Origin of the sequence: Mammaliicoccus sp. G-M28 (assembly GCF_022386595.1) — a bacterium.
In the GTDB taxonomy this organism is placed as follows: Bacteria; Bacillota; Bacilli; order Staphylococcales; family Staphylococcaceae; genus Mammaliicoccus; species Mammaliicoccus fleurettii.
In genome coordinates, this window is sequence record NZ_JAJNIF010000009.1 from 47,056 (window position 1) to 70,268 (window position 23,213).

General features: G+C 33.1%; 21 protein-coding genes, 1 riboswitch and 1 other annotated feature. Of the genes, 1 reads left to right on the top strand and 20 read right to left on the bottom strand.

The window, feature by feature from the left end:
* Positions 1–35 precede the first annotated feature (35 nt).
* The 10 genes from metX to hutP form a co-directional block, all read right to left on the bottom strand.
* Complete coding sequence (metX, locus tag LQ609_RS09040; protein ID WP_239734615.1) at positions 36–1,007, bottom strand: homoserine O-acetyltransferase MetX; 972 nt, start codon at positions 1,005–1,007, stop codon at positions 36–38.
* Between the two features lie 67 nt (positions 1,008–1,074).
* Positions 1,075–1,176: riboswitch (SAM riboswitch) on the bottom strand.
* A gap of 66 nt (positions 1,177–1,242) precedes the next feature.
* Positions 1,243–1,569 carry an AzlD domain-containing protein gene (locus tag LQ609_RS09045; protein ID WP_078357204.1) on the bottom strand — a complete coding sequence of 109 codons (327 nt, stop codon included), beginning with the start codon at positions 1,567–1,569 and terminating at the stop codon, positions 1,243–1,245.
* Positions 1,566–2,261 carry an AzlC family ABC transporter permease gene (locus LQ609_RS09050; RefSeq protein ID WP_078357203.1) on the bottom strand — a complete coding sequence of 232 codons (696 nt, stop codon included), beginning with the start codon at positions 2,259–2,261 and terminating at the stop codon, positions 1,566–1,568. The genes LQ609_RS09045 and LQ609_RS09050 overlap by 4 nt, the downstream gene beginning before the upstream one ends.
* Positions 2,262–2,517: 256 nt before the next feature.
* Positions 2,518–3,033 carry a YceI family protein gene (locus LQ609_RS09055; RefSeq protein ID WP_078357202.1) on the bottom strand — a complete coding sequence of 172 codons (516 nt, stop codon included), beginning with the start codon at positions 3,031–3,033 and terminating at the stop codon, positions 2,518–2,520.
* A 124-nt stretch (positions 3,034–3,157) separates the two neighbouring features.
* Positions 3,158–4,435, bottom strand: a complete 1,278-nt coding sequence (gene serS, locus LQ609_RS09060) for a serine--tRNA ligase (RefSeq protein ID WP_078357201.1) — start codon at positions 4,433–4,435, stop codon at positions 3,158–3,160.
* A 64-nt stretch (positions 4,436–4,499) separates the two neighbouring features.
* Positions 4,500–4,694, bottom strand: a binding site (T-box leader).
* 48 nt (positions 4,695–4,742) lie between these two features.
* Positions 4,743–5,984, bottom strand: a complete 1,242-nt coding sequence (gene hutI, locus LQ609_RS09065; RefSeq protein ID WP_239734616.1) for an imidazolonepropionase — start codon at positions 5,982–5,984, stop codon at positions 4,743–4,745.
* Positions 5,977–7,644: a urocanate hydratase gene (hutU, locus tag LQ609_RS09070; protein WP_078357199.1), complete on the bottom strand. Its 1,668-nt coding sequence runs from the start codon at positions 7,642–7,644 to the stop codon at positions 5,977–5,979. Before hutU ends, hutI begins: the two co-directional genes overlap by 8 nt.
* A 17-nt stretch (positions 7,645–7,661) precedes the next feature.
* Positions 7,662–8,975: a YjiH family protein gene (locus LQ609_RS09075; RefSeq protein ID WP_078357198.1), complete on the bottom strand. Its 1,314-nt coding sequence runs from the start codon at positions 8,973–8,975 to the stop codon at positions 7,662–7,664.
* Positions 8,976–8,999: 24 nt separating this feature from the next.
* Positions 9,000–10,484, bottom strand: coding sequence for a histidine ammonia-lyase (gene hutH / locus LQ609_RS09080; RefSeq protein WP_078357197.1), 1,485 nt, complete (start codon positions 10,482–10,484; stop codon positions 9,000–9,002).
* Between the two features lie 94 nt (positions 10,485–10,578).
* Entirely contained in the window at positions 10,579–11,016 is a 438-nt protein-coding gene (gene hutP / locus LQ609_RS09085) for a hut operon transcriptional regulator HutP (RefSeq protein WP_078357196.1), read from the bottom strand.
* A gap of 222 nt (positions 11,017–11,238) precedes the next feature.
* Here hutP and LQ609_RS09090 point away from each other — a divergent pair, with 222 nt between their 5' ends.
* Positions 11,239–12,048 carry an NAD(P)H-hydrate dehydratase gene (locus LQ609_RS09090; RefSeq protein ID WP_078357195.1) on the top strand — a complete coding sequence of 270 codons (810 nt, stop codon included), beginning with the start codon at positions 11,239–11,241 and terminating at the stop codon, positions 12,046–12,048.
* An 82-nt stretch (positions 12,049–12,130) separates the two neighbouring features.
* On the opposite strand, the gene gyrA is transcribed toward LQ609_RS09090, so the two are convergent.
* The 10 genes from gyrA to dnaN form a co-directional block, all read right to left on the bottom strand.
* Entirely contained in the window at positions 12,131–14,728 is a 2,598-nt protein-coding gene (gene gyrA, locus LQ609_RS09095) for a DNA gyrase subunit A (protein WP_107509108.1), read from the bottom strand.
* A gap of 33 nt (positions 14,729–14,761) precedes the next feature.
* Complete coding sequence (gene gyrB, locus LQ609_RS09100) at positions 14,762–16,684, bottom strand: DNA topoisomerase (ATP-hydrolyzing) subunit B (protein WP_078357193.1); 1,923 nt, start codon at positions 16,682–16,684, stop codon at positions 14,762–14,764.
* 22 nt (positions 16,685–16,706) lie between these two features.
* Entirely contained in the window at positions 16,707–17,822 is a 1,116-nt protein-coding gene (gene recF / locus LQ609_RS09105) for a DNA replication/repair protein RecF (RefSeq protein WP_078357192.1), read from the bottom strand.
* A 3-nt stretch (positions 17,823–17,825) separates the two neighbouring features.
* On the bottom strand, positions 17,826–18,056 hold the full coding sequence (gene yaaA, locus LQ609_RS09110; protein ID WP_239701244.1) for a S4 domain-containing protein YaaA: 231 nt from the start codon (positions 18,054–18,056) through the stop codon (positions 17,826–17,828).
* Positions 18,057–18,248: 192 nt separating this feature from the next.
* Positions 18,249–18,662 carry a disulfide oxidoreductase gene (locus LQ609_RS09115; RefSeq protein WP_078357190.1) on the bottom strand — a complete coding sequence of 138 codons (414 nt, stop codon included), beginning with the start codon at positions 18,660–18,662 and terminating at the stop codon, positions 18,249–18,251.
* A gap of 15 nt (positions 18,663–18,677) precedes the next feature.
* Positions 18,678–19,409 (bottom strand): DsbA family protein, encoded by a 732-nt coding sequence (locus tag LQ609_RS09120; protein ID WP_078357189.1) that lies wholly within the window; start codon positions 19,407–19,409, stop codon positions 18,678–18,680.
* 126 nt (positions 19,410–19,535) lie between these two features.
* On the bottom strand, positions 19,536–20,780 hold the full coding sequence (locus tag LQ609_RS09125) for an ABC transporter permease (RefSeq protein ID WP_078357188.1): 1,245 nt from the start codon (positions 20,778–20,780) through the stop codon (positions 19,536–19,538).
* On the bottom strand, positions 20,773–21,672 hold the full coding sequence (locus LQ609_RS09130; RefSeq protein ID WP_078357187.1) for an ABC transporter ATP-binding protein: 900 nt from the start codon (positions 21,670–21,672) through the stop codon (positions 20,773–20,775). The genes LQ609_RS09125 and LQ609_RS09130 overlap by 8 nt, the downstream gene beginning before the upstream one ends.
* A 5-nt stretch (positions 21,673–21,677) precedes the next feature.
* Entirely contained in the window at positions 21,678–21,935 is a 258-nt protein-coding gene (locus LQ609_RS09135; RefSeq protein ID WP_345773193.1) for a helix-turn-helix transcriptional regulator, read from the bottom strand.
* 107 nt (positions 21,936–22,042) lie between these two features.
* On the bottom strand, positions 22,043–23,176 hold the full coding sequence (gene dnaN / locus LQ609_RS09140) for a DNA polymerase III subunit beta (protein ID WP_078357185.1): 1,134 nt from the start codon (positions 23,174–23,176) through the stop codon (positions 22,043–22,045).
* Between the last annotated feature and the right edge of the window lie 37 nt (positions 23,177–23,213).

Genomic DNA, 23,213 nt, shown 5'->3' on the forward strand with positions numbered 1-23,213 from the left:
CGCTTAAAACAACGTACGTGACTTTTTAGATGATATTAACGCGCTTTAAATTTATGTAATTTTAAGAAGTGATATACGTAAGGTGCCCAATCTCCAAAGTTTAATAGAAATCCATCATGGCCAACATTGTCTGGTACGAAGAAATGTCTATGATATTTAAAGAATCTACCTAAAGCTCTAACTTGATCATCTGGATACAATAAATCATCAGCGAACCCTAAAGTTAATACTTTCGTTTCGAGTTGTTGTAATCTTACTTCGACATCATCACGACCTTTAAATATGTCATGACTATCTAATACATCTAACAATGTTAAATAACAATCTTTATTGAAGACATCTTTAAATTTATTACCTTGATATTTTTGGTAACTCACTACATCATCCGCTGAAAATCTTGATTCATAATCTTTACTTGAACGGTAAGTTAAGAAGCCTATCTGTCTTGCGATACTTAAGCCATCTTGTCCATTCATATTTATAACTTGTCTAGCAATCTCATTAAACGCTCTACTATATGATGAAGTCTTCTCTGTAGCTGCTAATATAACTGCTTTTTTAACTTCAATAGATCCGTCATAAAGCATTTCTAAAGTTTGCATTCCACCTAGAGAACCACCAATTAATACATCTATTTTTTCGTAGCCAAAATGTTTTAACGCTAAAATATTTGCTTTAGAAATATCTCTCATAGACAATCTCTCAGGAAAGTCGGGCGTATTCAATTTAGAGCTTGAACCATAAGGGCTACCAATCACATTGAATGTTATAAACTGATAATCATTGATTGAAAGATAACCACCATCAATAATTTCTCTCCACCAACCTGGATTTTCATCATCTCCATAAGTAAGATGATTCCCTGTTAAAGCATGACAAACAACAACTAAAGGCTGTCCTTTGTGACCTACATATTCATATTGAAGCTTTAAATTATCTATCACTTCACCAGATTCTGTTTCGAAATGTCCTAGTTCAACTAAACCTGTGTCTCGAGAAATAAGCATATTAGAACCTCCTTGTTATTAAATAGAAAGACTTCTTACTCGTTAAAGAAGTAAGAAGTCCTCATCATCCTTATTATGCGAGTAAACTCGTTGGTAGTAGCACCGTATCTTAAACGACCGGTTGCTGAAGTGTCATCGGGCCAAATCCCTTAACTTCTCTGAATAAGCTTTGCTATATAATTTATATTAAGAATACTAGAAAAGTGCATTTCTTTCAATAAGTTAACGAATGAAATTAAAAGACTAATCGAACAATCGCCATGATGAACATTCCTGCTATAACTGATATCGTTAAACTTCTAGAAATTAAAGCTATCATCAATGTTGGAATGGCAACGAAAATACTTTCGTAGTTGAATGTGAACCCAGAATGACCTTCTTGATTTAACATACCTTCAACAATCAATGCTGTAAATAAACATACAGGCACATATTGCAGCCATTTAATCACACTTTTAGGAAATTCAACCTTTGATAAAAATGCAAAGGGCGATACCCTTATAACCCACGTTAAAATAAAACAACCCAAAATAATAAGCATTAAATACATTGAAATACTCATTTATCAAACACCACCCCTGCGACTGAAGCAATGATCGTCGCTAAAATAATAGATAAATAAGTCGGCATAAAACATGTAAGAATTATCATACAAATGGTTGTTAAGACAATTAAAAATATATAAAAGAAAACTTTGGTTTTATGTATTGTTTCAAACTGTGCGACAAGTAAAAATATAAACATCGCTGTTAAAGCGTAATCTAAACCAAAAGCTTCAGGCTTCGGAATCAAGTTTCCTACTAAACCACCTATTATTGAAGTCAATATCCACAATAAATAAGCAGAAATATTTAAACCGTGCATCCACGTAGCATTTAAAGCTTTTTCTTTAGCATATTTTGTTATTGCAACACCAAATGATTCGTCGGTCACGAGTGTTCCTATACCGATATTAGACCAAAATCCATTACCTTTAAACGCTGGGACTAACGCTAAACTTTGAAGAAACATTCTAGAATTAACAAAGAATACAGTTAATAAAATAGCTGATATAGGAGATTGAATTGCAACTAACGCACAAATAATAAATTGAGCCGCACCTGCATATACAAAGATAGATAACAAAGCAATTTCTAAAATAGATAAGCCTGATGAAACACCTACAATTCCAAATGCTAATGCAACACTAAAATATCCAAGCATCGTAGGTATACAATCTTTAACACCTTGAAGAAATAAAGTTTTATTCGTCATACTAGAACTGGTCAATTGCCTACCTCCAAACTACATAACGCCAATCGGGTTAGTCTAACGTTTGTCTAACCTCAGTCTGACTTATCTCTTTTTTTATTTTTAAATATGTCTTATTTTTATCATACATACCGCACTTTAGCAATAAGACCTGATTGTATATTAAATCAATTTTCATAACCTTTTTTCCAAAAAACAAAAAGGAGGCTGAGACAAATTATTTGTCTCAGCCTCTAATCATTAAATTATCTATTTTAAATTATTCGCTTAAACCGAATTCTGCACTTGCTTCGAATTTAACTTCTCTACCGATCATTACGCCACCAGTTTCTAGTGCTTGGTTAAATGATACGCCATATTTTTCACGATCAATTTTACCGTTAACTACGAAACCTGTAACTGTTTCACCGTTTAATGGGTTTTTACTAACGCCATTGAAGTCAACATCGAATGTTTCTTCATGAGTTGTACCAGCCATTGTTAAATCACCAGTGATTGAATCTTCACTAATAGATTTTGTTTCAAACGTAATGTTTGGATTATCATCTGCACTGAAGAAATCTGCTGATTTTAAGTGTGCGTCACGGTCAGGATTTTTAGTGTTAATTGAGTTTGATTTAATTGTTACTGTTGCTTTTAATGATGAAAGATCATTTATATCTCCCGATACTGCTACATCATAATCTTCAAAAGTACCTTTTACGCGAGATACCATTAAATGTTTTACTGTAAATTCTAAACTACTGTGTGCTTTGTCAAAATTGAAATTAGTCATGTGTCAAAACTCCCTTTATTTATATTGTATACTTAGTATATCAGATATAAAAAGTATATTCAAGCATTAAATCTAAAAAAAGGTAACCAATATATGATTACCCTTTTTCAAAGTTTTAATTCAATTATAATTCAATTATTTTTTGTCCGCCCATAAATGGTACTAATGCTTCAGGGACAGTGATTGATCCATCTTCATTTTGATAATTTTCAACGATTGCTGCAAATGTACGACCAACTGCTAAACCACTACCATTTAATGTGTGTACATATTCAGGTTTCGCATCTTTATCACGTTTAAATCTAATATTTGATCTTCTTGCTTGGAAATCAGTCATATTTGAACATGAGCTAATTTCTTTGTAATCATTGTAGCTTGGTAACCATACTTCTATATCGTATGTTTTAGTACTTCCAAAGCCTATATCACCTGTACATAGATTAACTGTTCTATATGGTAATTCTAACGTTTTAAGGATATTCTCAGCATGCTCTGTAAGCTCTTCTAATGCTTTAAATGAATCTTCAGGTCTTTCATATCTAACCATCTCTACCTTATTAAACTGATGTAATCTAATTAAGCCTCTTGTATCTCTACCAGCTGAACCTGCTTCACTTCTGAAACATGCTGATTGACCCGTAAATTTAATTGGGAATTGTTCATTTTGTAGTACTTCATTACGATAGAAATTTGTTAACGGTACTTCTGCTGTAGGAATTGTATATAATCCTTCTTTTTCAACTTTGAATAAATCTTCTTCAAATTTAGGTAGTTGACCAGTTCCAAACATAGAATCAGCATTTACAAGTTGTGGCACCATCATTTCAGTATAACCATGTTGTGTTGTATGCATCGTTACCATGAAATTCATAAGTGCTCTTTCAAGTTGTGCACCTTTACCAGTTAAAAATACGAAACGTGCACCAGAGACTTTAGCAGCTCTTTCGAAATCTGCCATTTTCAAGCTTTCAACTAAATCCCAATGTGCTTTAGATTCGAAATCAAATGTTCTAGGTGTACCCCATTTACGAACTTCTACATTGTCATTTTCATCTTTACCAACTGGTGTTTCGTCACTAATTAAATTAGGGATTCTAACTAATTTATAAGTAACATCATCATTTAATTGATTTAAAGTTTGATCTATTTCTTTAATTTGGTCTCCAACTTGACGCATTTCTAAAATAACATCATCCGCATTTTCTTTATTACGTTTTTTCTGAGCGATTTCTCCACTTACTTTATTACGACGAGATTTAAGTTCTTCTGTTTGAGCAATTAACTCACGACGTTTTTTATCAAGTTCTAGAATTTCATCGATGACTTTTGGGTCATCACCTCTTTTTGCTACTTTGTCTTTAACGAATTCTGGTTCAGATCTAATTAACCTAATGTCTAACATAATATTTCCTCCCTCTTATTCCAATATTGTTTAAGAAAAAAAGCACCACGTTCCTTGTTATTACACAAGGGACGTGGTGCTTACGCGTTGCCACCCTATTTAACAGTCACTAAGACTGCACTCTAAGTCATATAACGGTTTAAACCGATTGTTATTCTTAAAAGGATAGATTCATTTAAGTTTCATGTCTTGTTTCCACCAACCACAAGCTCTCTTTACATTACGTCTTAAATTACTTATTCCTAAACAATATGGATATTAAATTAACCTAAATATATCAAATCGACATCACATTTTCAAGATATACTTATGATTCAGTTAATAAGCCTGTATTTTCGTACACTTTTTTACCATTGATAATAACGGTTTGAGCATGATTAACTCCGTAATGATAAGGTAAATATTCATGGTTTGGAATATCCCAAACGACAACATCAGCTTGATCGCCTTTTTCAAGAGTTCCTGCATCAGCATCTATTGCTTTAGAAGCATTCACTGTAACAGCATTCCATATTTCATTAGGCGTAAGCTTTAATTTTAAAGCAGCAATACTCATCACTAGTTGAAGGTTATCTGTTACACAACTACCCGGATTGAAGTCTGTCGCAATTGCAATTGCACCATTTTGATCAATCATCCCTCTAGCATCTGCATATTGATCTTTGCCTAAATAGAATGTTGTACCAGGTAATAATACAGCAACTGTATTACTATCTTTTAAAGCAGCTTTATCTTCTTCACTTGAAGCAACAAGATGGTCTGCTGAAATTGCACCTTCATCAATTGCTAGTCCTAATCCACCAAGAGGATCAATTTCATCAGCATGGATTTTAACTTTTAATCCTTTTTCTTTTGCTGCTTTCATATAACGTCTTGATTCTTCAATTGTGAATACACCAGTTTCACAGAATATATCTGCAAAATCAGCTTTATCTTTCACATCATCTAATAAATCTATCATTTCTTGTAAAAATGTAGCATTATCTTTAGCATATTTAGGAACTGCGTGTGGTCCGAGGAAAGTGTGTTTCATTCTGATAGGTGTATCTTTATCCAATTGATGCGCAACATTTAATTGTTTTAATTCGGTTTCTTTATCCAATCCATAACCGCTTTTAGCTTCAACTGTCGTTGTGCCAAATTGGATCATTCTAACAATTTCTTTTTTAGATTTATTGTAAAGTTCTTCTTCAGTTGATTTGCGCGTTGATTCAACTGTACTTAAAATACCGCCACCTTGTTTCAATATATCTAAGTAACTCACACCTTGTTGTTTAAGCGCCATTTCATGCTCTCTAGACCCACCGAACACTAAATGTGTATGTGCATCTATTAAACCTGGAGAGACAACTTTGTTTGAAGCATCTATTACTTCTTTTGCTTCATATTCTTCAGAATGCTCCCCTGCATATATAACTTTGCCATCTTTAACAGCTACAGTACCATTTTTAATTACTGTTAATTCGTTTAATTCTTTACCTTTAAGAGGTCGGTCAGTCTTTTTTGGTAAAATTAATTCGCCTATGTTTTGAATTAAAATATCATTCATTGTTATCTTTCTCCTTTAACATTGGAATATCTACATTTTTTTCTTTTGCAGTATCGATTGCAATGTCATAACCTGCATCTGCATGTCTTACTACACCCATACCCGGATCTGTTGTTAATACTCTTCCTAGACGTCTATCAGCACGTTCACTACCATCTGCTACAACTACCATACCAGCATGTAATGAATAACCCATACCTACGCCACCACCATGGTGAACTGAAATCCAAGAGCCACCTGCCGCAGTATTAACAAGTGCATTTAATATTGCCCAGTCACCTACAGCGTCTGATCCGTCTTTCATTGATTCTGTTTCTCTGTTTGGAGATGCTACAGATCCAGAATCTAAGTGGTCACGACCAATTACAATTGGAGCTGAAATTTCACCATTTCTAACAAGTTCATTTAAAGCTAAGCCCATTTTTGCACGTTCTCCATATCCTAACCATGCAATTCTAGAAGGTAACCCTTGGAATGCGATTTTTTCAGCTGCCATGTCTAACCAACGCATTAATTTTTCATCTTCTGGGAATAACTCTCTCATTAGTTGATCTGCTCTTTCAATATCTTTTGGATCTCCACTTAATGCTGCAAATCTAAATGGACCTTTACCTTCACAGAACAATGGACGAATATAAGCAGGTACAAATCCTGGGAAGTCAAAAGCATTTTCTAAACCTTCATCAAATGCTACTTGTCTAATATTATTTCCATAGTCAAAAGCTACTGAACCTTTTTCTTGGAATTTCAACATTGCATCGACATGTTTTTTCATAGATGCTGAAGATAATTTAACGTATTTTTTAGGATCACTTTCTCGTAATTTGTCCGCTTCTTCTAATGAATAACCTTCTGGAACATATCCATTTAAAGGATCATGTGCTGAAGTTTGGTCTGTTACGATATCAATCTTAAATCCTCTATTTAAGATTTCATGATGTACTTCAGCTGCATTACCTACTAAACCTATTGCAAGTGGTTTGCCTGCTTTTTTAGCTTCTTCAGCTTTTTCTAAAGCTTCATCTAAAGATTCCGTAATAATATCACAGTATCTAGTCTCAATTCTCTTTTCGATTCTTGAAGGATCGACGTCTACACCAATTACTACCCCTTCATTCATTGTTACTGCTAATGGTTGAGCACCGCCCATTCCACCTAATCCAGCAGTTAAAGTGATTGTACCTTTTAATGAACCACCAAAATGTTGATTTGCAAGTTCTGCAAATGTTTCAAAAGTACCTTGAACGATACCTTGAGAACCGATATAAATCCAACTACCTGCAGTCATTTGACCATACATCATAAGCCCTTTTTTATCTAATTCATGGAAATGTTCCCAATTTGCCCATTTAGGTACAAGTACAGAGTTTGATAATAATACTCTTGGTGCTTCTTCATGAGTTTTGAATACAGCTACTGGCTTACCTGATTGTACAAGCATTGTTTCATCGCTTTCTAATCTTCTTAACGTTTCAACAATCGCATCAAAGCTTTCCCAGTTACGAGCCGCTTTACCAATACCACCATACACAACTAATTTCTCTGGATGTTCTGCCACTTCAGGATCAAGGTTGTTATATAACATTCTAAGTACCGCTTCTTGTTCCCAACCTTTACATTCAATTTCTAAACCTTTTTTAGCTTTAATTTCTCTAGACATTTGTCATTTCCCCTTTTCTAAAAAATTAATAAACTGAACGGTATCGCAATTAATAATGTGAGTGCGACACGAATAAACCAAATTACTACCAATTTCCAAATTGGAATTTTGATATCTGTTGCCAAAATACAAGGTACCAAAGCAGAGAAGAATATAATTGCTGAGATACTTGTAATAGCTGTAACAAACTTAACTTCTATCGCTGCTTTCACAACAAGTAATGATGGTAAGAACATTTCTATGATTGATATTGTAGAAGCTTTTGCTAATAATGCTTTATCATCGATTGGGAACAGATATATAAACGGATAGAATATATAACTTAACCAGTCAATAATAGGCGTAAAATTAGCTAACACTAATCCTAAAAATCCAATTGATAAGATTGAAGGTAATATTGCCATTGTCATTTCTATACCATCTTTTAAATTTGCCATGATGTTTTTAAATAATGTTAATGATTGATGTGATTGAAGCTTTGCTTCTCTGTAAGCTGCCTTAAAATAATTGCCTTTAACTTTAACTTCTTTTTGACCTTCTTGATTATTATAATAAGATTCTGACTCACCTGAAATTGGTGGTAAGTGTGCAGAAATTGCCGTTACAATAAAAGTAATAACCAATGTACTCCAGAAGAATAAATTCCACATACTCATTAAATCTAAAGTATTAGCTACGATAACCATAAATGTAGCCGATACAGTTGAAAATCCAGTTGCAATAATAACCGCTTCTTTTTTGTTATACATTCCGTCTTTATAAACTCTATTTGTAATGAGTAATCCTAAAGAATAACTTCCTACAAATGAAGCAACTGCATCGACGGCAGACTTACCAGGCGTCTTAAATATTGGTCTCATAATTGGTTGCATCAGCACACCGATAAATTCTAATAGTCCATAACCAACTAAGAATGATAAAGCAATTGCACCAACAGGTATAAGTACACTAAGTGGTAACATTAATTTATCAAAAAGAAACGGCCCATAATCCGGTTTAAAGAGTAATTGTGGTCCTACCTTAAAGACATACATACACCCAATTACTGCTCCCATAACTTTAAACAATACTAATATAAAGTCAGTTATAGATTTCTTAAAGTCCATACGTACAATTGGTAATATCGCACCTATTAAAATAATGATGAGTGCATAATAAGCCATAAAATCACCAAGTAAACTGCGTATACCTAGATGTATATGATCGACTAAAATCGTACTCTGTCCACCAATCTCCATCGGTATAAAGAACAACACAATTCCTAATAAGCTAAATACATAAAATCTCCACATATCCTTACCTTTGTTGTCTAATTTCTGATTATTCACCATAACACCCCTTTGTTTGTTCAATAATTATCTTAAATATTCACAAACTTTTTCTATATCATGATGGAATACTCTATCGTGTGTGATGGAAGGAACGACTGCTCTTAGTTCGTCGTATTTCGCTTTTGTCTTAGGTGATAATTTATCCACACCTTTGATTTCTACAGCTTGTAATGCAATGATGCACTCTATAGAAATCACTCTTCTTACATTCTGAATGATTTGATAAGCATGTCTTGCTCCAATAGTCCCCATAGAAACATGATCTTCTTGATTTGCTGAAGAAGGAATTGAATCTACACTTGCTGGGTGAGCTAATGTTTTATTTTCTGATACTAATGAAGCAGCTGCATATTGCATAATCATCGCGCCACTTTGTAATCCTGGTTCTGGACTTAAGAAGGCTGGTAGACCACCATTCAACTGAGGGTTTACAAGTCTCTCAAGTCTTCTTTCTGATACATTAGCTAACTCTGCAACACCAATTTTTAAGAAATCGACTGCAAATGCAATTGGTTGACCATGGAAGTTACCACCTGAAATAACAAGTGTTTCATCATCATTATCAAAGATAAGAGGATTGTCGTTTGCTGCATTCATTTCTAGTTCTAATTTTTCTTTTACGTAATTAAGTACTTGGAAGCTTGCCCCATGAATTTGTGGAATACATCTTAATGTATAAGCATCTTGGACGCGAACTTCACCTTGACGGGTTGTTAACTTAGATCCTTCCAACCAGTCTCTCATTCTTTCGGCTACTTCAACTTGTTCTTCAAAATTTCTCACAATATGCACATGTTCATCATAAGCATCTACAATACCGTTAAGTGCTTGATGTGTTAATGAAGAAATCCATTCAGCATTGTAAGCAATATTTTCTGCTTCTATATAAGCAATTACCCCTTGTGATGTCATTGCTTGTGTCCCATTAATAAGTGCTAATCCTTCTTTAGCTTGTAATGAATGAGGTTCTAGTCCAACTTCATGTAACACTTCTTTCGCATTACGCGTTACACCTTCGTATTGAACATCTCCTTCACCAATCAATGCCAATGCTAAGTGAGATAACGGCGCTAAATCTCCAGAAGCACCTAGTGAACCTTGCTCTGGTATAACAGGTATAATTCTTCGATTGATAAATTCTACAAGTAATTCCACGAGTGATTCTGTAACACCAGAGTGTCCCTTTAACATTGTGTTTAGCCTTAAGACCATCATGACTAATGACACATCGTTAGGAAATGCTTTACCAATACCACATGAATGTGAACGAATTAAGTTTACTTGTAAATCGTTATATTTTTCTTTTTCTATTAATACATCACTAAACAATCCAAATCCAGTTGTGATACCATAGATCGTTTCTTTATTTTTAATGATTCTTTCAACTGTTTCACGACTTTTTCTAACATTTACTAATGCTTCTTCTGAAATCGTAATTTGACCATTTTCTTTTAAAAATTCTTTAATATCTTGAATTGTTAAATCTTTACCATTTAGTACTAAAGCCATTTAAAACACTCCTTTTTCAGGACACAAAAAAATACAACAAATAACCATTTGTTGCACCTTTCTTATAGCTAATGTCTAGTAGGTGTTTCTATGTCTATATATGATTTATACCTAATCCGATTGTTTCATGTTCTTTACCTTTGATAGGTGCACCAATTGTACCGTATAAGCTAACTGCTATCCATTCACCTTCTCCAACATCTTTATATGGATAACCACGTACAATAGCAAATCTTAAGCCAACTGTTCGCATGATTTCACCTATAGATAATTCACCTCTCGTTATACCATTAACTGCTTCTAAAATTGCATGATATAAAGCATGAGTTTCTCTATAATGACTTTCTGAAATAATACCTTCTCTTCTAGCCGCTGTTTCAACCGATGCAATAATTTTGTTCAACGACATTGTTCCAATTTTGCCTACTAAAAATTGCATTTCTTTACACTGAGGCATCAGCTGTTTAGCAGTCTGCTCATCTGTAATAGTTAATAATGTAGCGTACTTTCCAATCGATATCTGTTCAGTCATGTAGAAGCTCCTATCTCGTCTAATATCTAATGTCTATATTTATATTTAGTATACGCTTTCAAAATTTTTATGACAATAGTTTTTAATACATCCGTAATTCAGTGATTGATTAATATATTAGCTTGTTAAAGTGATTTCTTTGTAATGTTTTAGAAATTACACTGTTCAATTTCAACTTTAAGTGGCATAATAAGTCGTACAATTATTTGAAGGTGGGTTAATATGAAGACAATTTCATCTGTCACAATTCCAAAAAGAGAACAAGAGTCTCACAAAGGGGATTATGGTAGGATATTATTAATCGGTGGTAACGCTAATTTAGGTGGCGCAATTATGTTAGCTGCAAGAGCTTGTGTATTTAGTGGTAGTGGTCTTATCACAGTTTCCACACATTCATCAAACTTTGCTGCTTTACATTCACGTTGTCCTGAAGCAATGGTTTCAGATATAACTGATTTAAAAAAGCTATCTAAATTAATCGAACTATCGGACTGTATTTTAATTGGTCCAGGACTCGGTTTAGATTTTAAAGGGAATAATACATTAACATTTCTATTCCAAAATATTCAGCCACACCAAACTTTAATTATTGATGGAGATGCTATTACAATTTTGAGTAAATTAAAGCATACTTTACCAGAATGTGAAATTATCTTCACTCCTCATCAAAAAGAATGGGAAAGACTGAGCAATATTCCTATAGAAGAACAAACATATGAAAAAAATAAAGAAGCAGTCGAAGCTTTGAATGCGACTGTAGTATTAAAAAAGCATGGTACAGAGTTGTTCTTTAAAGACCATGAATATAAATTATCAATCGGTACCCCAGCTATGGCTACAGGTGGAATGGGAGATACATTAGCAGGCATGATCACAAGTTTCGTAGGACAATTTGATTTAGAAGAAGCGGTTATAAATGCGTGTTATATACACAGCTATATCGGTGAAAAATTAGCTAAAGACATGTATATCGTCCCACCATCCAAACTTATAGATGAAATCCCATATGCTATGAAATCATTTGAGTCTTAGAAACAGACCATAAATTCTATATTTAAATGCAAAAAGAGGCTGAGACAAGTTAATTGTCTCAGCCTTTTATCATTATTATATATTATTCTTCGTCGTTATCTTGTTCTTCGATATCTTCATTTACTCGTTCAATGAAGTCTTCTCTTAAATCTTCTTTACCTTCATTCTCTTCTTCAGTAACTTCTGTATCTACCGTTTCTTCTGATACACCTTCTACTGGAGTTTCTGCTATTTCTTCTTCGTCTGGTTCAACTTTTGCAACTGTTGCAACGTGTTGGTTATCGCCTAAACGGATTAATCTAACACCTTGAGCGCTTCGTCCGTTTTGAGAAATATCTGAGACATGAAGTCTTATGATTACGCCTGAGTTTGTAACGATCATCAAGTCTTCATCACCTGCAACTGTTGTGATACAAACGAGATCACCATTTTTCTCATTTAAGGTAGCAGTCTTAATACCTTTACCACCTCTATTAGAGATACGGTATTGGTCTGCTGATGTACGTTTACCATAACCATTTTCAGTTACGATCAGGATTTCATCTTGTTGTTCTTCATCTGTGATGTCTAGTCCTATTACTTCGTCACCATCTCGTAATGAAATACCTCTTACACCCGCTGCTGTTCTACCTAATGGACGTAACTTAGTTTCATCAAATCTAATTAATGAAGCATGTTTAGTACCAATAATAATTTCTTTAGTACCGTCCGTCAGTCTAACCGCTATAAGTTCATCGCCTTCTTTAAAGTTGATTGCGATTTTACCATTTTTATTTATACGAGAGAAATTAGATAGTTTAGATCGTTTAACAGTACCATGTTTAGTAGCAAATACTAAGAAGTCTTCTTCACTTGATAGATCTTTGACTGCTATCATTGTACTAATCATTTCATCTTTATCTATTTCTAAAGCATTCACAATTGGTAACCCTTTAGACTGTCTAGACATCTCTGGAATTTCATAGCCTTTAAGTTTGTATACACGGCCTTTATTCGTAAAGAATAAGACATTATCGTGCGTACTTAATGTTACTAACTGACTAACAAAGTCGTCTTCTATAGTATTCATACCTTGTACACCACGACCACCTCTATTTTGAGAGCGATATGTAGAAACTGGTAATCGTTTAATATAGTTATTATGACTTAATGAAATAACAATTTGTTCTTCAGGAATTAAGTCTTCATCTTCTATTTGATCAAGACCGGCTGCAGTAATTTCAGTACGACGTTTGTCGCCATATTTATCTCTTATTTCAATAATCTCTTCTCTAATGATTTCAAGTAACTTTTCTTCATCTTTAAGAATCTCTATTAACTCTTCTATCAGTTTAAGTAACTCTTGATATTCATTTTCGATTTTGCCACGTTCTAATCCAGTTAATCGACGTAAACGCATATCTAATATCGCTTGTGCTTGTCTTTCTGATAAATTAAAGCGATTTTGTAATCCATCCATAGCTTCTGAATCACTTTGTGACTCACGAATTAATGCAATGATTTCATCGATATGGTCTAACGCAATTCTTAAACCTTCAAGAATATGTGCTCTATCTTGTGCTTTTTTAAGGTTATATTTAGTACGTCTTGTTACGACTTCTTTTTGATGTTCTAAGTAGTGGAATAGTACTGGACGTAATCCTAATAATTTAGGCTTACCGTTTACTAAAGCAATCATATTTACACCAAATGAAGTTTGTAATGGCGTTTGTTTATATAAATTATTTAAAATAACATTCGCATTAGCATCTTTTCTTACTTCAATAACGATACGAACGCCGACTTTTAAGCTTGTTTCATCTCTTAAGTCTGTAATACCTTCGATTTTCTTATCACGTGCTAACTCAGCAATTTTTTCAATTAATCTTGCTTTGTTAACTTGGTAAGGAATTTCACTTACTACGATACGCTCTTTCCCGTTCTTCATAACTTCTATTTCAGAACGAGCTCTCATTATGATGGAACCACGACCTGTTTCATAAGCGCGTCTAATTCCGCTTCTTCCCATAATTAAACCAGAAGTTGGAAAATCAGGACCTTGAACGATATCCATTAACTCATTCGTTGTAATTTCTGGATTATGACTTAATGCCAATACTCCGTCAATGACCTCATTTAAGTTATGTGGTGGAATGTTTGTAGCCATACCAACAGCTATACCTGAAGTACCATTTACTAATAAGTTAGGAAATCTTGCAGGTAAGACTACTGGCTCTCTTTCATTACCATCATAGTTATCTTGAAAATCAATTGTATCTTTGTTTATATCTCTCAATAATTCGCCTGTAATTTTAGACATACGTGCTTCAGTATAACGCATTGCAGCAGCACCATCACCATCCATAGAACCAAAGTTACCTTGGCCATCTACTAATGGATATCTATAACTAAAGTCTTGTGCCATACGTACCATTGCTTCATAAATAGATGAGTCACCATGAGGGTGATACTTACCCATTACGTCACCAACAATACGTGCAGATTTTTTGTATGGTTTATCTGAAGTCATACCTTGATCATTCATACCATATAAAATACGTCTATGAACTGGTTTCAAACCGTCTCTAACATCTGGTAAAGCACGAGATACAATTACGCTCATTGCATAATCTAAAAATGATTCTTTCATTTCTTTACTGATGTTACGTTCACTAACTCTTGATTGTGGTATTTCAGCCATTAATCATATCCTCCTTAAATCGTAAATGATGCTTTATATATCTAACGTTGCGTATTCGGCATTTTCTTCAATAAATTGACGACGAAACTCAACAACATCTCCCATAAGCATTTCAAAAGTTTCGTCAGCTTCTATCGCATCAGTTAGTGTTACTTGAAGCATTGAACGATGTTCAGGATTCATTGTTGTATCCCACAATTGATCAGCATTCATCTCTCCAAGACCTTTATAACGTGCTATAGATAATTTTGGTGTTGAGCTAAGTTCTTCTTTTAATTTATCTAATTCTCTATCGTTAAATACGTAATATTTTTTCTTACCTTGTTCGACTTTATATAAAGGTGGTTGTGCAATATACACATATCCCGCTTCAATAAGTGGTCTCATAAATCTATAGAAGAATGTTAATAATAACGTTCTAATATGAGCACCATCAACGTCAGCATCTGTCATAATAACTAGTTTATGATATCTAGCTTTACTAATATCAAATTCCCCACCAATACCTGTACCAAGACCCGTAATCATTGCACGGATTTCATTGTTGCCAAGAATTCTATCTAGACGTGCTTTTTCAACATTCAAAATTTTACCACGTAAAGGTAAGATGGCTTGTGTTCTAGAGTCTCTACCTAATTTCGCAGACCCACCAGCAGAGTCACCCTCAACGATATATAATTCACATTCGTCAGGCTTCTTACTTGAACAGTCAGCAAGTTTACCCGGTAAACTTGAAACTTCTAAAGCTGATTTACGTCTCGTTACTTCTCTTGCTTTCTTAGCAGCAAGACGAGCTCTAGATGCCATAACACCTTTATCAACAATAATTCTTGCTACGTTTGGATTTTCTAATAAGAATCTTTCAAATAGTTCAGAGAAAAGTTTATCAACAATTTGACGTACTTCTGAATTACCTAATTTAGTCTTAGTTTGACCTTCGAACTGAGGATCACTATGTTTGATAGATACAACAGCTGTCATACCTTCACGCACATCTTCACCAGAAAGCTTTTCTTCGTTTTCTTTAAGAAGTTTGTTCTTCAGTCCGTAGCTATTAATCACACGTGTTAAAGCACGTTTAAATCCATCCTCATGTGTACCACCTTCATAAGTATGAATGTTATTGGCATACGTAAGTAATGTTGTAGCAAAACCACCGTTATATTGAATTGCAATTTCAACTTCTACATCTTCTTTTGAATCGTGAATATAAATTGGCTCATCATATAATACATCTTTAGATTTATTTAACATTTCAACGTAAGATTTAATACCACCTTCGTAATGGTAAGAATCTTCTTGAATATTCTCTTCGTCTCTTTCATCTTTCAATGAAATTTGAATACCTTTATTTAAAAATGCTAATTCACGTATACGCTTTTGTAATGTTTCATAGTCGTATTCAGTTGTTTCAGTGAAGATTTCACTGTCTGCTTTAAAACGAATAGTCGTACCTGTATGTTCTGTTTCGCCAATGACTTTTAAATCAAATGCTGGTACGCCTCTTTCGTATGCTTGATGATATATTTTATTATTAAGGTGAACGTAAACTTCTAGTTCAGAAGATAGTGCGTTTACGACAGATGAACCTACACCATGTAGACCACCAGATACTTTGTATCCGCCACCGCCAAATTTACCACCAGCATGTAGAACGGTTAATATAACTTCTACAGCAGGACGACCCATTTTCTCTTGAATATCTACAGGTATTCCTCTACCGTTATCCGTTACTTTAATCCAATTATCTTTTTCAATCACAAGTTCTACATGATCTGCATACCCAGCTAAAGCTTCGTCAATACTATTATCAACAATTTCCCAAACTAGATGATGTAAACCTCTTGCAGCTGTAGAACCAATATACATACCAGGGCGTTTACGGACTGCCTCTAAACCTTCTAATACTTGTATCTGATCTGCACCATAACTTGTACCGTTATTTTGTTCTGACACGTATTTCCACCTTCACTTTCATCTACTCAATAATGTTGCCTTTAGATACATTAAATACCTTGGCATCTTTCATAATCTCATGTTCAATTCCATCAACAGATGTTGTCGTAACAAAAGTTTGAACCTTTTCTTGAATTGTACTTAATAAATGGGTTTGTCGTTTATCATCAAGTTCACTCAACACATCATCTAATAATAAAATTGGATATTCTCCAACAACTTGATTAATTAACTCAATCTCTGCAAGCTTTATAGATAATGCTGTTGTACGTTGCTGTCCTTGTGAACCATAAATCTGTACATTCATATCATTAACATGAAAACTAATGTCGTCTCTATGTGGTCCAAACCTTGCACTTCCACGCTCAATCTCTTTATCCATAGATTCATTAAGCAACTCACAAAAAGCATTCTTTAAATCAGCTACATTGTGATGTGTTTCAGCAAGCTTAATGTTAGGTTCGTAATGAACCATTAAACTTTCCTTATCACTCGTTATACCTTGATGAATCACTTCTGCAATCTTTTCTAATTCACTAATAAAGTGTGCACGTTTCAAAGTCACATTTGCTGCCGCTTCTGAAAATTGATCGTTGAATACTTCTAACATTGTTCGATCTTTCATTCTCCCAATTTGTAACATTTTGAGGTAATGATTTTTTTGTTTAAGTAATCTCTGATAATTAGATAAATGATTTAAATAGACCGCAGACATCTGACCGAGTTCCATATCAATAAAACGTCGTCTGATTTGCGGGCTACCCTTTACAATATTTAAATCTTCTGGTGCGAACAATACCACATTTAAATGGCCAATATATTGCGTTAAACGACTCTGTTCTAGATGATTGACTTTCGCCTTTTTGCCTTTTTTCGTAATGATTAAAGAAATAGGCATCGATCCATGGCGATAACTTAGTTCACCTTCTATTTTACCATACTCTTCACCAAACTGTATGAGTTCTTTGTCATTTGAAGTCCTATGACTTTTAGCTAATGCCAAAGTATAAATAGATTCTAATAAATTCGTCTTACCTTGAGCGTTCTCACCGATCAAAATATTCACATTTGGATTAAATTGAAGTGTGCATTTATCATAATTTCTGTAATTAGTTAAAGTAAGCTTTTGTAGTATCATAATTTATTCACTTTGATGGTTAATACGAAATTTGCCCTCTGAAGGAATTTCAATTAAGTCACCATCATGTAATTTTTTTCCACGACGAATCTCACGTTCACCATTTATTAATACTTCTTCATCTTGGAGGAACCATTTAGCTTGACCACCCGTTCCAATGACGCCTTCATTTTTTAGGAATTGACCTAAAGTTATATCGTCTTCAACTGAGATATCTTGTACCACTATCTTCACTCCAATCTTAATTAGTCATCTCTATATTATACCTTTTTTTTACTAAAAAATCATGTTTTATGTACAATTCATTTTAAGATAAATAAATCTTCAAAAAATTTATATTCAAACTAAAAAAATATCCCGATCCGAAATTAAATTTTAACGGATTGGGATATTTTTGATAATAGAAATATGTCTGGACTTACGTCATTAAATTTCTTTATCTTTTTTAGAGAATATTAATAACAAGCTGATTGATAAGAATGCTATTCCTGCTAAAAACGGTATTGTTATGAATCCAAATATATTTATATATTCTGATGAACACGGAACACCTTGTGTACATGGTTTAATTTCAGCAAAGCCAGGTACTTTTTGTTCTAAGTAGTGCCATGTTGAGATTAATAGTCCAATTATTGAAAATGGAAGTGCTATTTTCTTAACGCTATAATCGTTTTGGAACGATCCGATTCCTAAAATAATGACTAAAGGATACATACATATTCTTTGATACCAACAAAGCGTACATGGTATAAATCCTTGTATTTCACTGAAATATAAACTACCTAACATAGCTAATAAAGCTATAACCCAGGAAATAAATAGTGCATATTGCTGCTTCAAATATATCACCTATTTTTATTTATTTTTCTTTTCGATTGCTTGATCGATTGCTTTAGATACTTTGTCATAATCCATTGGGTCTGACAACACTTTACCATCTATGACAACTGTAGGTGTGATATCTACATCATATTTATTTGTTAAGTCTGAATCATTCTTCATTTGTTTATACGATTCTGAATTTCTATCTTCTACTAGTTTCATGATTTGATCTTTTTTACTTTGATCAATATCTAAACCATCTACTGCTTTTTTAACTACCTTCAAATCTAACCATTCGTCATCAGTTTCAGCATTATGATCATCTGGTTGAGCTTCAAATAATGCTCTATGATAATCCCAATATGCATCTGGTGCTACTTTATACACAGCGTGTGCTGAAGCACCTCCTAATTCTGAACCTTCACCATGAAATGGTGCATTAACGAATCTATATTCAACTTTATCTTTATCGATATAGTCTTTTTCTATTTGATCCATGTAGTTTGTTTCGAATGCTTTACATGCTGGACATTTAAAGTCTCCAAATTCAATAATTTGAACTTTAGCTTTATCTTTTTTCTGTGTTGGATTATCTTTTGTATCTTTTGATAAATCTGTTGCTTTAACAGTTCTATCAAATAGACTTTCTTCTTTATTGTCACTGCCGCTTCCACCAAACACAACTAGTAATACAATACCTACTACCACTACAAGTATTGCTATCATCAGAAACATAATATTACTATTACTATTTTTATTCGCCATATTTACCCCTCAATCTCTTATGTTGATAATATAAATTTTATACTATCATACAAAGAAATTCTATATTATTCACTAAAAATTCATTAAGGTTTTGTGACAAATTGGCTTTTTATATGGTTTTTAAAGTTATTTAGTAATATTTAATGCATTCTTTAGATTTTTAATAATACCTTTTTCATACGTAAGTACACTGCCTCGATATGTTCTAGCTGCGAATAAAAGTAAAATAATGCAAGTAACGATTGAAATCACAATTCCTAAAATTAAGTGCCATTCAGGTGTGCTTTCAGAAGTTGTTCTTAGCAACATTACCATTGGCGATAGCATTGGAATGAAGCTCGTTATTTTAACAAGCATTGTATCAGGATTAGATATGCTGAATATTGCAATATAGAAAGCGCCTAATGATATAAATGTGACAGGCATCATAGATTGAGCAAGATCTTCTATACGGCTCGTTAATGCCCCTAGAATAGCCGCTAATGAAATATAGGATATCACCCCTAAAATTAAGAATATAGCTCCATATACGATGATTCTAGTTGTCTCAGGACCATATTCAACACCAGCTGACTCGAATAGACCTTTTAAATCAAATGCAAAGATACTAATTACGATTGCAAGAACAATAAAGAATATTTGAGTGAATGCGACAGATATAATAGCTAATATCTTAGCTGTAACGTGTACTGAAGGCTTCACACTCGTTACAATCATTTCAATTACGCGAGTAGTCTTCTCAGTCGCAATCTCTGAACCTATTTGGTTAGCATAATTTATAGTTATAAAGAATGATAAGAAGATGATGATATAAACAACAGCTGAATTTAACGCTTGAACTTTCGGGTTAACATCACTCGATTGTTTATCTTTGTCAGATTTAATTTCTTCTGTTTTTACATCACTAGGTGTATTCAATGTTTTTAAATCATCTTCTGATAAATTTAATTTTTGAGCTGTTAATGATGATTGCATTTGGCTAAGTGTTGATTGCAAAGTCATTTTTTCGCTTTCACTAACATTACCTTTTTCGTAAATCTTACCGTCTACTTTTTCACCTTTTACCTTAACTTCAATAAGACGTTTATACTTTTCATCTTTAACGCCCTTCTTACCTTTTTCAAGAGTTACTTTTTCGACTTTTTCTATATCATCATTTTGTTTATATTGTTTTTCCAGTACTTTATAAATCATATCGTTATCTGATTGAATCGCTACTGTTTTACTATCGTTGTCGAAGAAATCAATAATTTTATCGACATTACTTAATGCAAATACAAAAATCATAAAAATCGCTGTCATTATGATAAAAGATTTACTTTTCACTTTTTGCATATACGTTAAATTAAATGTTGTCCAAAATTTATTCATGTTTCTCACCCACCTTAGCAATAAATATATCGTTTAGTGATGGTTCAGCAACTTGGAATCGTTTAAGATATCCTAATTTAGTAACACTTTGATATATATTTTCTGCGTATGTTTCATCAGAAATTGTGATTTTAACGCCTTTTTTAGTCTCTTTGAAATCTTCGACACCTTCAAATTCTTTTAAAAATTCAAAATTATGAGCACCTTCAATGAAAATATCTTTCTTTCCGAAATCATCTTTAACTTTGTCTATAGAACCTGAGACAATCGCTTTCCCTTTACTCATAATGCAAATGTAATCACAAAGTTCTTCAACATGCTCCATTCTGTGAGAACTAAATATAATCGTTGTGCCTTGGTCTTTAAGATCTTTAACTGCCGACTTAAGTAATTCAACATTTACAGGATCTAGACCACTAAATGGTTCATCAAGAATTAGTAATTCTGGCTTATGAATAATAGCTGCGATTAATTGAACTTTTTGCTGATTACCTTTTGATAATGCTTCGATCTTTTTTTCTTTATTTTCAAATGCATCAAATCTTTTCAACCAATAATCTAGCTCTTTTTCGATGTCTTTTTTTCTCATACCTTTTAATTCTGCTAAATATTGCACTTGCTCCCAAACTTTAAGTTTCGGGTGTAGACCTCTTTCTTCAGGCAAATAACCAACTGTATTAGTCATAGAATAATCAATCGGTTTGTCATCAAAAGAAACGACACCAGTTGTTTTAGGTAATAAACCTAGAATCATACGGAAAGTAGTTGTTTTACCTGCACCATTTCCACCTAAAAATCCATACATTGTCCCTTTTGGAACTTCCAAATTAACATCATGTACAGCTACAAAGTCATTAAATTTTTTAGAAACATTTTTAATTAGTAATGTCATAACTTTTACTCCTTTTTGTTGGATTTTATTTCTGAAATGTCTATATTTTCATCATTTTCAAAAATAAATAATTCATCAATGGAAATTTCAAATACTTGAGAAAGCTTATGTGCTAATACTAATGTCGGATTAAATTTATAACGCTCAATAGAATTAATCGTTTGTCTCGACACATTGACCAATCGAGATAATTCACTTTGAGTCATTTTTCTACTCGTTCGATATTCATAAACTTTATTTTTCAATTCATCACTTCCTGTCAAGTTAACTTTACAATAAAATATTTAGTACTCTATGTCAAGTTTACTTGACAATTAACGACAAAAAAATAAGAAACTCACTAATTACAGCGAGTTTCTTAAAAAAATTATTAGTATGTTCTAATCGGTAAAATTAGTTGAATTAATGTTTCATCATCTTTTGGTTTAAGAATAAATGGTCTCATCGTTCCAAAAAATTCTACTTGTACTTCATCATTATCAATTGCTTTTAATGCATCCATCATATATTTAGAGTTGAACGAAATCTTTAACGATTCACCTTCAACATTATCTGTAGACACATCTTCTTTTACAGTACCAATTTCTGGTGAAGTTGATGATAATTCTAATTTATCTACATCAGTTGATAATTTAATAACATTATTTCCACCTTCACGTGCTAATAATGATGCACGATCAATAGCGTGATAGAACTCACTATTATCTAAAGTTAATTTAGTTTCATAGTTTTCAGGGAATAATCTTGTCGTATCTGGATAATTGCCTTCAAGCAAACGTGAAATAAAGTTTATATGACCTACTTTGAATAAAACTTGGTTGCTTGCAAAGAATATATTGATATCTTCTTCAGAATCAGAAACTATTTTATTTAATTCAGATAAAGCTTTACCTGGAATAATAACATTTTTGTCTTCTATTTCTTCATCTTCAAGTTTTAATTTTCTTAATGCAAGTCTGTGTGAATCTGTTGCAGTACAGGTTAATTCATTATTTTGTATCAACCAGTTTACACCTGTTAACACTGGGCGTGTTTCTGACGTGGACACTGCAAAGTTTGTTTGCGCGATTATATTTTTTAATACCTTGATTGGTAATTTGATTGCATCATCTTCGGATACTTGTGGCAATAAAGGATATTGATCTGGATCTAAACCACTAACGTTAAATTCTGAATGTCCTGAAGTGATAAGTGTTTTGAATTGATCGTTTGTTGATAGATTAACTGTTTTACCTGGTAATTTTTTAACGATATCTACAAAGAAACGTCCTGGAAGTACTACAGAACCTTTTTCTTCAATATCTACAATTTTTTCACCATCAATATTTTGATTTATTGTTATTTCTATCGATATCTCAGAGTCTGATCCTGTTAATATGATGCCTCTATCGGTAGCATCGATTTTTATACCTGTAAGTATTGGTAATGTTGTTCTTGGTGAAATTGCTTTTAATGTGTCATTCAATTGATTAAGAAAGTAATCTCGTTGAATAGTAAATTTCATAACTTATAAAACTCCTTCCAGTCGTTATATATTTAAT